This window comes from Streptomyces sp. CWNU-52B (genome assembly GCF_047444975.1).
Lineage (GTDB): Bacteria > Actinomycetota > Actinomycetes > Streptomycetales > Streptomycetaceae > Streptomyces.
Window position 1 is genome coordinate 744,730 of the sequence record NZ_JBLFJV010000005.1, and the last position, 12,665, is coordinate 757,394.

The window sequence follows — 12,665 nt, forward strand, 5'->3', positions numbered from 1 at the left end:
CCCACCATGAACCGCTTCGTGCTGCCCGACGAGTCCGTGCTCCGCGCCCGGGAGAAGCTCGTCCTCGACCACTTCCAGGACGAGGTGGCCCAGGACTGGGACGCCACTCTGTCCACCTTCCCGCACCCGCACTACGAACTCATCGCCATGATGAAGGTGCACGACGGCGACTCGGACGTGCGCGCGTACTACGACGACACACGCGTCGCCTTCCCCGACCAGAACCACGAGATCATCGCCCTGCGCCACAGCGTCGACGCCGTCGTCGTCGAGTTCTGGCTGCTGGGCACACACCTCGGCCCCCTCGGGAAGATCCCGCCGACGGGCGCCAGGCACCGCACGCGGATGAACGCGTACTTCGTCTTCGACGAGAACGAGAACCTCGTCACCGAGCGGGTCTACTTCGACCAGCTCACCATCCTCAAGCAACTGGTCGCAGGCGTCGACAAGCGCAAGCCGAGCGGTCTGCTCAAGCTCGTCCGCATCGTCAAGGGAGTCCTGTCCATGGCGGGCGGCGAGCCCGATCCGCGCCTCCTGGACACCGAGCCGCCGCACTTCGTCGAGGTCCGGACATGAAGGTCCACCACCTCAACTGCGGGACGATGCGGCTTCCGGGCGCACCGCTCGTCTGTCACGTCCTGGCGGTCGAGACCGGCAACGGGCTGGTACTCGTCGACTCCGGCTTCGGTACGCGGGACATCGCCGAACCGGCCCGCCGCCTCGGCGGCGTGCGCCACCTCAACCGCCCGGCCCTCGACCTCCGGGAGACCGCGCTGCACCAGATCCGGCAGCTCGGTTTCCAGGCGGAGGACGTCACGCACATCGTGGCCACCCACTTCGACCTGGACCACATCGGGGGCCTCGCGGACTTCCCGGACGCGCAGGTCCACGTCACCGCCGCGGAGGCACACGGGGCGCTGTCACCGGCCACGCGACTGGAGAAGAGCCGGTATCGGCGCGTACAACTGTCACATCACCCGAAGCTGATCCGTCACGAGCCGGCCGGAGAGCGGTGGCGCGGGTTCGCCGCCGCAGAGCAGCTCACCGGGATCGACGACGGCATCGTGCTGGTGCCGATGCCCGGTCACACCAGAGGCCACACCGCCGTCGCGGTCGACGCCGGTGACTACTGGGTCCTGCACTGCGGAGACGCGTTCTTCCACCCCGGCACACTCGACGGCACGACCCGCGTCCCGGCCTCGCTGAGGATCCAGGAGCGCCTCGTGGCCCACGACATCAAGGCGGTGAGAGCCAACCAGGCCCGCCTCGCCGAGCTCCGCGACAGCGGCCAGGAGGACCTGATGACGGTGTGCGCCCACGATCCCGCACAGTTCGAGGCCGCCCGCGTACGGAGTAAGTCGTCCCGCTGACAGTGGCGATGACTGTCCCGCGGTGCGCCGCAGCGGTGCGGAACCGGCCGCGACATGGCGCCCCGGTACGCCGGTTCAGGCCGGCTTCGGAGAGACTGGGCGCATGACCACACCGCGCGACCTGTTGATCAGCACCATGGACGTCGAGCCCGGTCGTCCCGTCGAGCAGGGCGACCTGTCGCTGGCCCTCGCGGGAGCCGAGCTGATCGACCTCCGTGCCGCCCAGGCCCTCGCCCTGGACGGCGACCGCATCGTCCCCGGCGCCCAGCAGGCCCTGGGAGACCGCCTGTTGGACGAGGCCGCGTCGGCACTCACCCGCGAGAAGCCGTACGAGTCCGTGGAGGACTGGCTGTGGCGCAGGGGCCGTGGCCTGTCCTCGGCCTACCTCGCCGCCCTGGACGTGGAAGGGGACCTCACCCGGCCCCGCCACCAGTGGATCCCGTTCCGGAACGGCGCGGCGGCACTGACCGACTCGCCGGCCCGTCGCCGCGCGGCCGACCGCCGGTCGTCGGACGAGCCCGTCCTCGCCTTCCTCGCGGCCGCCGTGGGCCTCCACGACGAACCGGCCGAGGACGTCGCGGACCACGTCGACGACGCGGTCGTGACCGTACTGGCCGCGGTCAACGACGCGGTGCGGGAGCTGGAGGCCGTACGGCAGCGCCGGAGCATCGAGGACGCGGCCTTCAACAACATCTGGCGCGGCCAGTAGGCGACGATCGTCAACTCCGGTCAGGGCCCGGTCAGATAGCGGCTCAGCATGGTCACGAGTTCGTCCTCGAGCCGTCGGGCCTCGACCTGTTGGGGATCCGCCATCAGTTTGTGCGTGACGAGTTCGACGGTGGACACGATCAGCACCGCGGCCATGGCGACATCGTTCACGTCGACCTCCGGATGCCCCTCCAGAAGGTGGCGGAACTGAGCCACCCGCTCCTTCTCGTGCCCTGCCACCTTCGCCAGGAGCCCGGGGGAGCGGGGCCCCTCCTCGATCATGATGCGCAGGAGGTGCGGGTCGTCCAGGTGGTTGTCGATGCTGGTCCGGACGAGGGAGCGCAGGGCGTCCGGCAGGCTCATCGTGAGCAGGTCCCGGCCGTCGGCGTCCGTGCCGGTGCCGAGGGAGGCGCGTCCGATGTGCTGGATCAGCAGCTCCGACAGGATCGCGTCCTTGTTGGGGAAGTACTGGTAGAGCGAGCCGATGGAGACACGGGCCTCCTCGGCGATGCGGTTGGTCGTACCGGCGGCGTATCCGTACTCCGCGAAAACGTGAGCAGCCGCCTCGAGGATGCGTCCACGAGTGAGTTCGGCACGCACCTGACGGGGCCTGCGACGTGGGTCGATGTGCCGGTTGTCCGGAGGCACGACGGGACTCCTTCAGGGTGCGGAAAGCGAGTAGCCAAGAACGTGAGCTTCAACTCACAATAGTGCCATGAGCTGCACCTTTCTTCCTCCGTGCGTACTGTCCGCACCGTGCGCGGGGCTGCGGGACACTCCTGTCGGGAGCCCGACGTGAGCCCTCGGACCAAGCGTCCGCGGTCGCGGACGATGATCACTCTGACGGTGCGCGCCCGCACCCGGCTCACTCCGCATTTCGCCCGGGTGACCCTCGGCGGCCCGCAGTTGCGCGACCTCGCCCTGACCGGTGGCGACCAGGCGGTCCGCCTGCTCTTCCCCCGCGAGGGGCAGGACCGCCTGCGGATGCCCACCCGGACCGGCGAGGCGTCGTGGATGGCCGAACTGCTGCTGATGCCCAAGTCGGAGCGCCCCTGGGTCCGTAACCTCACCATCCGCGGGGCCCGCCCCGCCGATGAGGAGATCGACATCGAGTTCGCCCTGCACGAGGGCTCCCCGATGACCTCCTGGGTGAACCGCGTCCGGCCGGGAGACCTCGCGGGCGTCTACGACCTCGGCATGGGCTACCTGCCGTCCGCAGACGCGCGGTGGCACCTGCTGGTGGGCGACGAGAGCGCCGTCCCCGCCGTCATGTCGATCCTCGACGGCGCACCACCGGACCTGACCGCCCGGGTCTTCCTGGAAGTTCCCACCGCCGACGACATCCGCGCGTCCGAACTCCCCGTGCCGGACGGCGTGCACGTCCACTGGGTCAGCCGGGACGATCCGCGTGCCCGCCCCGGAGTGCAGCTCCTCGACACCGTTCGCCGGGCCCAACTGCCACCGGGGCCCTTCTACACCTGGGCCGCGGGGGAGTCCCGCCTGCCGACCTCGCTGCGCCGGCACCTCGTGGCCGAACGCGGCGCCGTGAAGGCGGACATCTCCTTCGCGGGCTACTGGCGCCACGGCTGGTCCAGCCCCGGCTGACACCGCCGGGAGCCGACTTCCGACGGAACCCGTCCTCGTAAGGCTCGGTCACCGTGAGCCGCGACAAGGAGCCCCCATGCCCTCGACACACCCACCGGACCGCGATCCCGCCGCTGTCCTGTCCCCACCGGAGCCCTCACCGCGGTCCTCGCCCGGGTCGCTCTCCCGGATGACGACGGCCGAGCAGGTCGCGGCGACCCTGGGACGACCGGCCCCCATCGTGATGATGAAGCAGATCGACCGGCTCGACGACGGCTGTACGGCGGTGATCGAGCGCGCCCCTGTCGCGGGCTTCGGTTATCGGGGCGCCGACGGCGAGCGCGGAGCGACCTTCGTGGGCGGCGCCCCCGGCTTCGTACGCGTCGACTCCGCGACCCGTATCTCCGTCCCCTTCCCGGCCGACGAGCATCCGGGGCGGCCGGTCGTGGGCAGCGGCGTCTCCTTCGTGTTCCTGCTGCCGGGTGTCGGCGAGACGCTGCGGCTCAACGGCAGCCTGGCCGCACACGACGCGGGCGTCCTGGCCGTCGACGTCCAGGAGGCGTACGTGCACTGCGCGCGGGCCCTCCTGCGCTCCCGGCTGTGGCAGCGGCGGCCGGCCGTCACGACACCACCGGTGGCCGCGGCGGCGGACCCGATCCCGGCACCGCCGGACACGGATGTGGCCCCACTGCACCGGCCGGACGTCGCCCGGTTCCTGCAGAGCGCGCCGTTCCTGGTCCTGTCCACCGGTGACGCCTCCGGAGCGGGCGACATCAGCCCTCGTGGCGACCGGCCCGGCTTCGCCCGTGCCCTGGACGGACACACCCTCGTCATCCCGGACCGCAAGGGCAACCAACGCGCCGACAGCTTCTACAACGTGGTGCAGGACGGACGCGTGGCACTGGCCGCCCTGGTGCCGGGCCGTACGGAGGTGCTGCACCTGCACGGCACCGCCCACATCACGGATGACGCCGCACTCCTTGAGACCATGTCGCTGCGCGGTACGCCGCCGCAGGCAGCGCTGGTCGTCGAGGTGCGCGGAGCGGCACTGAGCACGGGCGCGGCCGTGGAGCGTGCCCGGTTGTGGGACCCGACCGCCCACCTGGGCCGCGGTGCCGTACCGGACCTGATCGTTCTCGCCTCCCGACATGCCGCCGCCAATCCGACGAAGGTGGCGGGCGGTCCGCCGGCGTTCCTGACGAAGCCGCTCGCCGCCTTCCCGCGCTTCACGCGATGGCTCATCGACCTGGGGTACCGCAAGGTGATCGAGGCGGAGGGCTTCGGCGAGGCACCGGTGCGTCCCGGACGTTTCCACCTCCTGCCGCATCGGTGGCGGCCCGGCAGGGCGACGGACGCCGCCGCACCTGGCACGGGTCCGGGCGGAGGGGCGCGGCGGATGCGGGTCACGGCGGTACGCCGGGAGACCCCGGACGCCCTCACGATCACGATGGAGGACGCGGCCGGGCCCGCCCGCCCGGTGCATTTCCGGCCAGGACAGTTCTTCACCCTCGTCGTCGAGGTCGGGGGCGACACCGGGGCCGCAGGCACCGCCGGACTCGGCAGGCGTACGGTCCGGCGCGCCTACTCGGCCTCGTCGGTGCCCGGCTCGTCCCGGCTGGAGGTGACCGTCAAGCGGGTCGCGGACGGCGTGCTCTCGAACCACGTCCATGAGCACCTGAAGGCGGGGGACTCCTTGGAGATCCGCGGACCGTCGGGAACCTTCTGTGTCGATCACCGGCGGCCGGCCGACGAGGAGCAGCTGGTGATGATCGCCGCAGGCAGTGGTGTCACCCCGGTGATGAGCATCATCCGGACCGTCCTGGCCGGCCGGACGAGCACTCGGCTGGCCCTGCTGTACGGCAACCGCACGGAGGAAGGGACCATCTTCGCGGGGGAGTTGGACCGGCTGCGGCGGCAACACGCCGACCGCCTGACGGTCACCCACCGCCTCACCCGGCCGTCGCCGGAGTGGACCGGCGCCCGTGGCCGCCTCGACGCCGCCGCGATCCGGCACTGGCTCGACGAACTGGCACCCTCCTCGCGCGCTCGGTACTTCGTGTGCGGCCCCGACGCCGTCGCGGACACCGCCCGCGGGGTCCTGGCCGACCTCGGGATCCCCGAGAGCCGGATCCATGCCGAGAGCTACACCAGCGCCCACATCGACGGCGCCCCGGCGACAGGCCCTCATCACCTGTCCGTCGAGGACAACGGGCGTCCGATCGGCACCGCGGTCGTCGAACCGGGGGAGACCTTGCTGAGCGCCGGTCTGGCCGCGGGACTGCCGATGCCGTACTCCTGCACCGTCGGCAACTGCGGCGAGTGCCTGGTCGCACTCCGCGGGGGACGGGTGGAGGTGAGCCGGCCCAACTGCCTCACCCCGCAGCAGCAGGCCGAGGGCTACACGCTCACCTGTGTAGGCCGCACGGCCTCCGCCGTCACGATCGACATCGCCGAGGAGTAGCGCCTACTCCGCGGGTGCTACGGGTGCTACGGGTGCTACGGGCCGTGCGGAGGGCCCGGGGCGGGTGCGCCCCTCCGTGACCCTGAGCGGGCCATGCCCGGCGGCGCAGGTGACCACCGTGTGGAGGGGCTCGCCGCAGTCCGCGTGGAAGACGTCGAGCGGTGGCCCCTGCGGGTCGGCGGTGTACCGGTCCCCCCAGTCCTTGAGGGCGATCATCACGGGCCACAGGTCCCAGCCCTTGCCCGTGAGCCGGTACTCGTAGCGGGTGCGCCGGCCGGACTCCTGATAGGGGACCGTGCTGAGGATCCCCGCTCCGACCAGCTTGCGCAGTCGGTCCGAAAGCACCGCGTCCGAGAGTCCGATGTGGCGCCGGAAGTCGTCGAAGCGCCGGACTCCGTTCATGGCGTCCCGGAGCACCAGCAGGGACCACTTCTCCCCGACCAGGTCCAGTGTCCGCTGGACGGTGCAGTTCTCGGTGCTGACCTCAACCCACTCCATGCGACGACCCTAGGACAGTCGCACCATTGACAGCCAGAACCGGGACTGACTAACTTCGGAAAACATAGTCAGCCGGTCGAGGAGAAGCCATGGACAGGTCGCGGACGTTCACCTGGGAGGACCCGGCCGTGTCGGCGGGCGCCGTGGGAAAGGGCACCGGCCTGGACTTCCTGCGTGACATCGTGGCCGGACGGCTCCCTGGCCCGCCCATCGCGGCCACCCTGGGCTTCGCCCTGGAGGAGGTCGAGCACGGCCGGGCGGTCTTCGCCCTGGCGCCGGGCGAGGAGCACTACAACCCGATCGGCAGCGTCCACGGCGGTGTCTACGCCACGCTGCTCGACTCGGCCGCGGGCTGCGCCGTCCAGTCGGTGCTGCCCCAGGGCATGGCCTACACCTCGCTCGACCTCACCCTGAAGTTCCTGCGCCCGATCACGGTGGACACGGGCAAGGTCCGCGCCGTCGGCACCGTCCTGAGCAGCGGTCGCCGCACCGCGCTCGCACAGGCCGAACTCCTCGACTCCACGGACCGGTTGCTCGCCCACGCCACCAGCAGCTGCCTGCTCTTCCCCCTGCCGAAGGCGGACTGAGCCAGAGGCGAGCGGAGCCAAACTCCTTGCCGGTGCCTCGGCCTTCTGCCGGTGCCCCGGCCTTTCACCGGTGCGCCGGCTCCCTACCGGTGCCCGGCGCCGTCGCGTGCCGCCTTGAGGTTGGCCTTCTTCACCTTGTTTCCGCAGGTCGCCATGGAGCACCACCGTCGTCGTCCGCCGCGGCTGGTGTCCACGAAGAGCCCTCCGCACGTGCGCTGCTCGCATCGCTTGACCGCGCCGTCGCGGTGGCCGCCGAGGGTCGCGACGGCGTCGAGGCCGACGACGGCGAGCGCCGCCCGCGCCGGGTCGGTGGCCGGGAGATGCCACCGCGCCTGCCCGCCGGCCAGTACGAGCCGCGCCCGGTGACGTGCGGTCCAGCGGTTGAGCAGTTCCTCGTCCGCCGGATCCGGCACACCGCCGGAGGCGACGGCGGTGCCGGCCCGGTGGATCGCCTCGCGCAGCTCTCGGGCGTCCCGCAGGAGCGCGTCGGAGACCGGCATGTCCGTCCCGCCGAGTTCGTTGGCCGTGAACCAGGCCCGTAGCTGGTCCGGGGTGGCGATCCGCTCCACCGGTTCGGCACGCCGCTCCCCGAGCGTGGCGACGAACCGGAACGCCAGGATCTCGTTGCCGAGCCGAAAACCCTCCGGGTTGCGCCGCGTGGAGCTCGCGGAAGGTGTGTTCCGGGCGGTGGACGAAGCCGTGGGTGAAGCAGTGGATGAACCGGTCATAGTGGTTCATGGTAGACGCTCGGCCGCCGCGTGGCCACTGTTTGACATCTGCAGAGTGAACCGCTTTAAGTGGTTCACATGTGGTCGGGTGGGAGCGGGAGCCGCCGGTAGGGCGCCGCCGCGACAGGCCACCCCGATCCCCGGGTACGAACGTGAGGAGCCAGGCACATGACCGCGACGACCATCCAGCCGCTCACCGGTTTCGGCACCGTGAGCGGAGTCCCGTGGCTGCCCGACGGCTTCACGGACGTCTTCGAGAGCACCCTCGTCCGGGTCGGCGAGGTGGGGCTGCACACGGTCCAGGGCGGGGCCGGGCGGCCGCTCCTCCTCGTCGGAGGCTGGCCGCAGAACTGGTACGTGTGGCGCTTCGTCATGCCGCGCCTCGCGGAACACTTCCGGGTCGTGGCGGTCGACCCGCGCGGTGTCGGACGGTCCGACAAACCCCACGGGGGCTACGACACCGGCACCGTGGCGGCCGAACTCGTCGCGCTCATGCGGACGTTCGGACACGAGCGCTTCGCCGTGGCAGGACACGACGTCGGCATGTGGATCGGCTACGCCCTCGCCGCGGACCACGGCGACACGGTCGAACGCCTCGCTCTGCTCGACGCCACCATTCCCGGACTCGCGCCCGACGTCCCGGTCTTCGGGCCCGAGGCACAGAACGACATGCTGTGGCACTTCGCCTTCAACCGCAAACGGTCGGTCAACGAACAACTCGTGCGCGGCCGCGAACACATCTACTACGGCGACCAGTTCCGTCACAAGGCCGTGCGGCCGCTGCCGGACTCCGCGATCGACTTCTACGTGGAGACCATCGCCCGGGACCCCGAGGCACTGCGCGCCAGCTTCGACTACTACCGCGCGACCGACGAGAACATCGCCCAGAACAACCGGCGCAAGCGCCGTCCCCTCGCCATGCCGGTCCTCGGCGTCGCCGGCTCCCGCGGACAGGGCGAACGTCTCGGCGCGCTCCTGGCCCCCGTGACCGAGCGGCTCGACAGCGTCGTACTGCCCGACACCGGGCACTACGTCCCCGAGGAATGCCCCGAGGCCCTGCTGGAGCACCTGGTCCCGTTCCTCCGGCGATGACCGGTGCGGGCCGGCCCCGGGAGGGGCCGGCCGGTGCGGCTCAGATGTCCGCCAGTTCTCCGAGCAGCTTCCAGGTGCGTCGCCGGTCCTCCTCGCTGCCCAGGTCCGTCGCCGTGAACACCACCTCGGTCGCCCCGGCCTCGCGATAGCGGCGCACCTCCGCGGCGACGGTCTCCTCGTCGCCGATGACCGCCAGATCGACGGCTCGGGTGCCGCCGGAGAGCCCGATGACGCGCTGGTAGGACGGGAACCGGTCGTAGAACGCGAGCGCCTCGGCCGCGCTCTCCCGCACCGCCTCCGCGTCGGCGGTGACCACGCCGGGCACGAAGGCCACGATCCGTGGCGACGGCCGTCCCGCGGCCTCGGCCGCCGCGGTGACGGCCGGCACGATGTGCTCGGCGAGAGCTCGCGGACCGGCCAGCAACGGCAGGATGCCGTCCGCGAGTTCGCCCGAGACCCGCAGCGCCTGGGGGCCCATGGCGGCCACCAGCAGCGGCACCGGCGGCTCGGCTCCCGGCACCCGCGCCGGCATGGGGGTGGTGGCGGTCAGTAGCTCGCCGTGGAAGTCGGCGCTGCCCGTCTCCACCAGCTGACGCAGGACGGTGAGGAATTCGCGGAGCCTGCCGACAGGACGCTCGTAGGGGATGCCGAAGCCCGTTTCGGTGAAGTGCTTCGTGCCGAGTGCCAGGCCCAGGTGGTAACGGCCACCGGTCGCGGCCTGGGCCGTCTGGGCCTGGCTGGAGACGAGCAGGGGGTGCCGGCCGAAGACGGGGATCGCGGCGGTGCCGACCTGCAGTCCCGGCACCTCGCGGCCGACGATCGCGGCGAGCGAGGGGGAGTCGTACCCGAAGGTCTGCCCGAACCACGCGGAGCGCAGTCCTGCCTCGTGAGCCTCCCGCGCGTGTCGCACCGTACTGTCGATCCGGTTCAGAACAGAAAGCGCTACTCCGATGGTCATACCTACAGCAACCGGCGGTCCCTCGACCGTCATTCCGGCTCGTGCATGACGAGCTCATGGCAGCTTCGTAACAGCACCCGGGCCGGAACCGGCACGGCGGACCGTCTGTCCGGTCGTTCCGCCGCGTCGGCCCCGTCCTCCTGGAGCGGTTCAGCCGGCCTGTCGCCGGTCGGCCGTGGAGCGGTGGGTGAGGGGTTCCCGCAGGCCCAGGTGGTCGCGCAGGGTCGTACCGGTGTATTCGGAGCGGTAGACGCCACGTTCCTGCAGGGCGGGGACGAGCAGGTCGACGATGTCGTCGAGCCCGTCGGGGATCAGGTACGGCGTGACATTGAAGCCGTCGAGGGCGCCGTGCCGCACGAAGTGGGCGAACTTGTCGGCGAGTCCGGCCGGCGTACCGACATGGCCGCGCTGCGGACCGAGCGCGATGACGGTCTCGCGCAGCGACCAGCCGTGTGCCTCGGCCTTCTGCCGCCACTGCGCGACCACTTCGCGTGGATCGGCGATACGCCGGGCGCCGAAGGAGCCGTCGTTCTCGGCGACGACCGGGTCTTCCGCGGGCAACGGTCCGTCGGCGTCCCGCCCGGAGAGATCCAGGCCCCAGATCAGGCCGGCGATGCCCAAAGCCGTTGCAGGAGTGACCTGTTGGAGCCGGATCCACCGCTTCTTCTCCAGCGCCTCCTCCTCGGTGGCCCCGATGATGATCTCGGTACCCGGCAGGATGCGCAGGTCGTCGTCGGGCCGGCCGACGGCGCGCAGGCGGCGCCTGAGGTCGTCGGCGAAGGCGAGCGCGTCGTCGAAGTCGGTGCCGTGCGCGGAGAAGACGACGTCCGCGTTGCGCGCCGCGAAGTCGCGCCCCTCGCCGGAGTCTCCGGCCTGGAAGATCACCGGGTGACCCTGGGCGCTCCTCGGGAGCGTGGGAGCGAGATCCACGTCGAACTGGGGCCCTCGGTGCCGCACGTGGTGTACGCCGCCGGGGGCCGCCCAGGTGCGAGCGCCCGGGGAGCCGGACAGCGCGCCGTCCTCCCAGCCGTCCCAGAGCGCTCGGGCGACGGTGAGGAACTCCTCGGCGCGCAGGTAGCGGTCGGCGTGGTCGAGGTAGCCGCCGCGACGGAAGTTGGCACCGGTCCACGCGTTGTCGGTGGTCACCACGTTCCAGCCGGCGCGCCCCTCGGAGAGCAGGTCGAGGCCGGAGAGCCGGCGGGCGAGGTCCGCTGGCTCGTTGAAGGTGGTGTTGGAGGTGCTGACCAGGCCGATCCGGTCGGTGACGGCGGCCAGGGCGGCGAGTTGGGTGATGGCGTCCGGCCGTCCGGCGATGTCGAGGTCGTGGATGAGCCCGTCGACCTCGCGCAGCCGCAGCCCCTCACCCAGGAAGAAGGCGTCGAACAGGCCCTGTTCGGCCCGCTGGGCGACGCGCCGGTAGCTGGCGGGGTCGATCTGGCTGCCGCTGGCCGGGTCGGACCAGATGGTCCAGTGGTTGACGCCCTGGAAGAAGACTCCGAGGTGGAGCTGTGCGTCGGGCCGGGGTACGTCGAGGGGGTCGGTGCGTGTCATCGGTTCTCCTCCGGGGCCGAAGTCGCCGCGGTGGCATAGCGGTTGACGGGCCGTTCCAGGCCCAGTTGGCTGCGCAGGGACGCGCCGGGCAGCGGGCGGACGGCGTGCCGCTGCTCGAAGAGACGGGGCAGGACCAGTCGGGACAGGACGTCCAGATCCTCGTCGACGACCAGCGGATGGAGCCGCACACCGTCCACCACACCCCTCAACTGCCCCAGCAGCGCGGCGAGTCCGGCGGCCGAACCGACATGGCGCAGCCGTCCGCGGTCGGCCCAGGGCGCGTGACGTCCGAGATCGGCGACACGTGCGTCGGCCGTGGCGTCCGGGGTGTCGAGGGCCACGTCGACCTCGGCGAAGGTCAACGGGGTGCCCGCGGCGGCCGCGGCCATCGAGAGCGCCGCGGGATCACGGCCCGCCACCAGGCCCACGTCGAGCTGCCCGGGTGGTACGAGGTCAGGACGGCCGAGCACGACGAGCTGCCCCTGAGGCGGACGCGGCACGATGGCAGGGCCCTTGACCGCGAAGGTGTCACCGGTGAAGTCGACGTAGTGGAGCCGGTCACGGTCCAGATAGCGGCTGGTCGCCACCGAGCGGATGACCGCGTCGTCCTCCCAGGAGTCCCACAGGGCACGGACCACCTCGACGCCGTCGTGGGACTCACGGGCCCGGGCGGCGGCACCGTCGACGAGCGGACGGCCCCAGACACGGGCTGCCTCGGGCCGGTCCTCCTCGCCCACCACCCAGCCGGCCCGGCCGGTCGAGATGTGGTCCAGGGACGCCAACTGACTGGAGACGTGGAAGGGTTCGGCGTACGTCACCGGGACGACCGGCGCGATGCCGACGACGGTCGTCGACGCCGCGAGGAACGCGGCTCGTTCCACCGCGCCGACCCGGCCGACCACGCCCGGTGCGGCACCGGGCGGGAGCACTCCGTCCTCCAGGGTGATCAGGGTGAACCCGGCGTTCTCCGCGGCGGTGGCGGTACGGGACACCCGGCGCGGTGTCAGCAGACGATCGGGGGAGTGGGCGGCGCGGCGCCAGGCCGCAGGGTGGGCACCTTCACCGTCCAGTTCGACGGCGAGCCGCAGGGCGGGGCCGGACATGGCGTTCCTTCCGGGGCACGAGAAG

General features: G+C 71.6%; 13 protein-coding genes. 7 read left to right on the plus strand and 6 right to left on the minus strand.

All coding sequences use genetic code 11. The annotated features are described in order from the left end of the window. Positions 1-6 precede the first annotated feature (6 nt). From ACLVWQ_RS06180 to ACLVWQ_RS06190, 3 genes are all read left to right on the plus strand, one after another. A complete protein-coding gene (locus tag ACLVWQ_RS06180) occupies positions 7-576 on the plus strand; it encodes an ester cyclase (protein WP_414107134.1) in 570 nt (189 codons plus the stop codon). Further along, the gene (locus tag ACLVWQ_RS06185) at positions 573-1,370 is read left to right on the plus strand and encodes an MBL fold metallo-hydrolase (protein ID WP_414107135.1); all 798 of its coding nucleotides are present in this window, start codon (positions 573-575) and stop codon (positions 1,368-1,370) included. The genes ACLVWQ_RS06180 and ACLVWQ_RS06185 overlap by 4 nt, the downstream gene beginning before the upstream one ends. 103 nt (positions 1,371-1,473) lie before the next feature. Further along, on the plus strand, positions 1,474-2,079 hold the full coding sequence (locus ACLVWQ_RS06190) for a GOLPH3/VPS74 family protein (protein WP_414107136.1): 606 nt from the start codon (positions 1,474-1,476) through the stop codon (positions 2,077-2,079). A gap of 20 nt (positions 2,080-2,099) precedes the next feature. Here the strand turns inward: ACLVWQ_RS06190 and ACLVWQ_RS06195 are convergent, their stop codons facing one another. Further along, positions 2,100-2,726 (minus strand): TetR/AcrR family transcriptional regulator, encoded by a 627-nt coding sequence (locus ACLVWQ_RS06195; protein WP_414107137.1) that lies wholly within the window; start codon positions 2,724-2,726, stop codon positions 2,100-2,102. Positions 2,727-2,909: 183 nt separating this feature from the next. Between ACLVWQ_RS06195 and ACLVWQ_RS06200 the strand changes: the two genes are divergently transcribed. Both ACLVWQ_RS06200 and ACLVWQ_RS06205 read left to right on the plus strand, forming a co-directional pair. Continuing rightward, positions 2,910-3,683 carry a siderophore-interacting protein gene (locus tag ACLVWQ_RS06200; RefSeq protein ID WP_414107412.1) on the plus strand — a complete coding sequence of 258 codons (774 nt, stop codon included), beginning with the start codon at positions 2,910-2,912 and terminating at the stop codon, positions 3,681-3,683. A gap of 76 nt (positions 3,684-3,759) precedes the next feature. Continuing rightward, entirely contained in the window at positions 3,760-6,123 is a 2,364-nt protein-coding gene (locus tag ACLVWQ_RS06205) for a 2Fe-2S iron-sulfur cluster-binding protein (RefSeq protein ID WP_414107138.1), read from the plus strand. 3 nt (positions 6,124-6,126) lie between these two features. Here ACLVWQ_RS06205 and ACLVWQ_RS06210 read toward each other — a convergent pair whose 3' ends face one another. After that, positions 6,127-6,621 carry a winged helix-turn-helix transcriptional regulator gene (locus tag ACLVWQ_RS06210; RefSeq protein WP_414107139.1) on the minus strand — a complete coding sequence of 165 codons (495 nt, stop codon included), beginning with the start codon at positions 6,619-6,621 and terminating at the stop codon, positions 6,127-6,129. Between the two features lie 89 nt (positions 6,622-6,710). Here ACLVWQ_RS06210 and ACLVWQ_RS06215 point away from each other — a divergent pair, with 89 nt between their 5' ends. Next, positions 6,711-7,208 carry a PaaI family thioesterase gene (locus tag ACLVWQ_RS06215; protein WP_414107140.1) on the plus strand — a complete coding sequence of 166 codons (498 nt, stop codon included), beginning with the start codon at positions 6,711-6,713 and terminating at the stop codon, positions 7,206-7,208. Positions 7,209-7,291: 83 nt separating this feature from the next. Here ACLVWQ_RS06215 and ACLVWQ_RS06220 read toward each other — a convergent pair whose 3' ends face one another. Then, a complete protein-coding gene (locus ACLVWQ_RS06220) occupies positions 7,292-7,936 on the minus strand; it encodes a CGNR zinc finger domain-containing protein (protein WP_414107141.1) in 645 nt (214 codons plus the stop codon). Between the two features lie 168 nt (positions 7,937-8,104). Here ACLVWQ_RS06220 and ACLVWQ_RS06225 point away from each other — a divergent pair, with 168 nt between their 5' ends. After that, the gene (locus ACLVWQ_RS06225; RefSeq protein ID WP_414107142.1) at positions 8,105-9,028 is read left to right on the plus strand and encodes an alpha/beta fold hydrolase; all 924 of its coding nucleotides are present in this window, start codon (positions 8,105-8,107) and stop codon (positions 9,026-9,028) included. Positions 9,029-9,068: 40 nt separating this feature from the next. Here the strand turns inward: ACLVWQ_RS06225 and ACLVWQ_RS06230 are convergent, their stop codons facing one another. The 3 genes from ACLVWQ_RS06230 to ACLVWQ_RS06240 all read right to left on the minus strand — a co-directional run bounded on the left by ACLVWQ_RS06230 (position 9,069) and on the right by ACLVWQ_RS06240 (position 12,640). Next, positions 9,069-9,986 carry an LLM class F420-dependent oxidoreductase gene (locus tag ACLVWQ_RS06230; protein ID WP_414107143.1) on the minus strand — a complete coding sequence of 306 codons (918 nt, stop codon included), beginning with the start codon at positions 9,984-9,986 and terminating at the stop codon, positions 9,069-9,071. Between the two features lie 150 nt (positions 9,987-10,136). Then, a complete protein-coding gene (locus tag ACLVWQ_RS06235; protein ID WP_414107144.1) occupies positions 10,137-11,537 on the minus strand; it encodes an NtaA/DmoA family FMN-dependent monooxygenase in 1,401 nt (466 codons plus the stop codon). After that, the gene (locus ACLVWQ_RS06240) at positions 11,534-12,640 is read right to left on the minus strand and encodes an LLM class flavin-dependent oxidoreductase (protein ID WP_414107145.1); all 1,107 of its coding nucleotides are present in this window, start codon (positions 12,638-12,640) and stop codon (positions 11,534-11,536) included. The genes ACLVWQ_RS06235 and ACLVWQ_RS06240 overlap by 4 nt, the downstream gene beginning before the upstream one ends. Positions 12,641-12,665: the final 25 nt, after the last annotated feature.

Excerpts from the sequence above, each read along its gene's own strand:
- ACLVWQ_RS06210 (WP_414107139.1), bottom strand. The coding sequence starts at position 6,621 with ATGGAGTGGGTTGAGGTCAGCACCGAGAACTGCACCGTCCAGCGGACA.
- ACLVWQ_RS06235 (WP_414107144.1), bottom strand. The coding sequence starts at position 11,537 with ATGACACGCACCGACCCCCTCGACGTACCCCGGCCCGACGCACAGCTC.
- ACLVWQ_RS06220 (WP_414107141.1), bottom strand. The coding sequence starts at position 7,936 with ATGACCGGTTCATCCACTGCTTCACCCACGGCTTCGTCCACCGCCCGG.
- ACLVWQ_RS06185 (WP_414107135.1), top strand. The coding sequence starts at position 573 with ATGAAGGTCCACCACCTCAACTGCGGGACGATGCGGCTTCCGGGCGCA.
- ACLVWQ_RS06200 (WP_414107412.1), top strand. The coding sequence starts at position 2,910 with ATGATCACTCTGACGGTGCGCGCCCGCACCCGGCTCACTCCGCATTTC.
- ACLVWQ_RS06190 (WP_414107136.1), top strand. The coding sequence starts at position 1,474 with ATGACCACACCGCGCGACCTGTTGATCAGCACCATGGACGTCGAGCCC.
- ACLVWQ_RS06205 (WP_414107138.1), top strand. The coding sequence starts at position 3,760 with ATGCCCTCGACACACCCACCGGACCGCGATCCCGCCGCTGTCCTGTCC.
- ACLVWQ_RS06240 (WP_414107145.1), bottom strand. The coding sequence starts at position 12,640 with ATGTCCGGCCCCGCCCTGCGGCTCGCCGTCGAACTGGACGGTGAAGGT.
- ACLVWQ_RS06215 (WP_414107140.1), top strand. The coding sequence starts at position 6,711 with ATGGACAGGTCGCGGACGTTCACCTGGGAGGACCCGGCCGTGTCGGCG.
- ACLVWQ_RS06180 (WP_414107134.1), top strand. The coding sequence starts at position 7 with ATGAACCGCTTCGTGCTGCCCGACGAGTCCGTGCTCCGCGCCCGGGAG.
- ACLVWQ_RS06230 (WP_414107143.1), bottom strand. The coding sequence starts at position 9,986 with ATGACCATCGGAGTAGCGCTTTCTGTTCTGAACCGGATCGACAGTACG.
- ACLVWQ_RS06225 (WP_414107142.1), top strand. The coding sequence starts at position 8,105 with ATGACCGCGACGACCATCCAGCCGCTCACCGGTTTCGGCACCGTGAGC.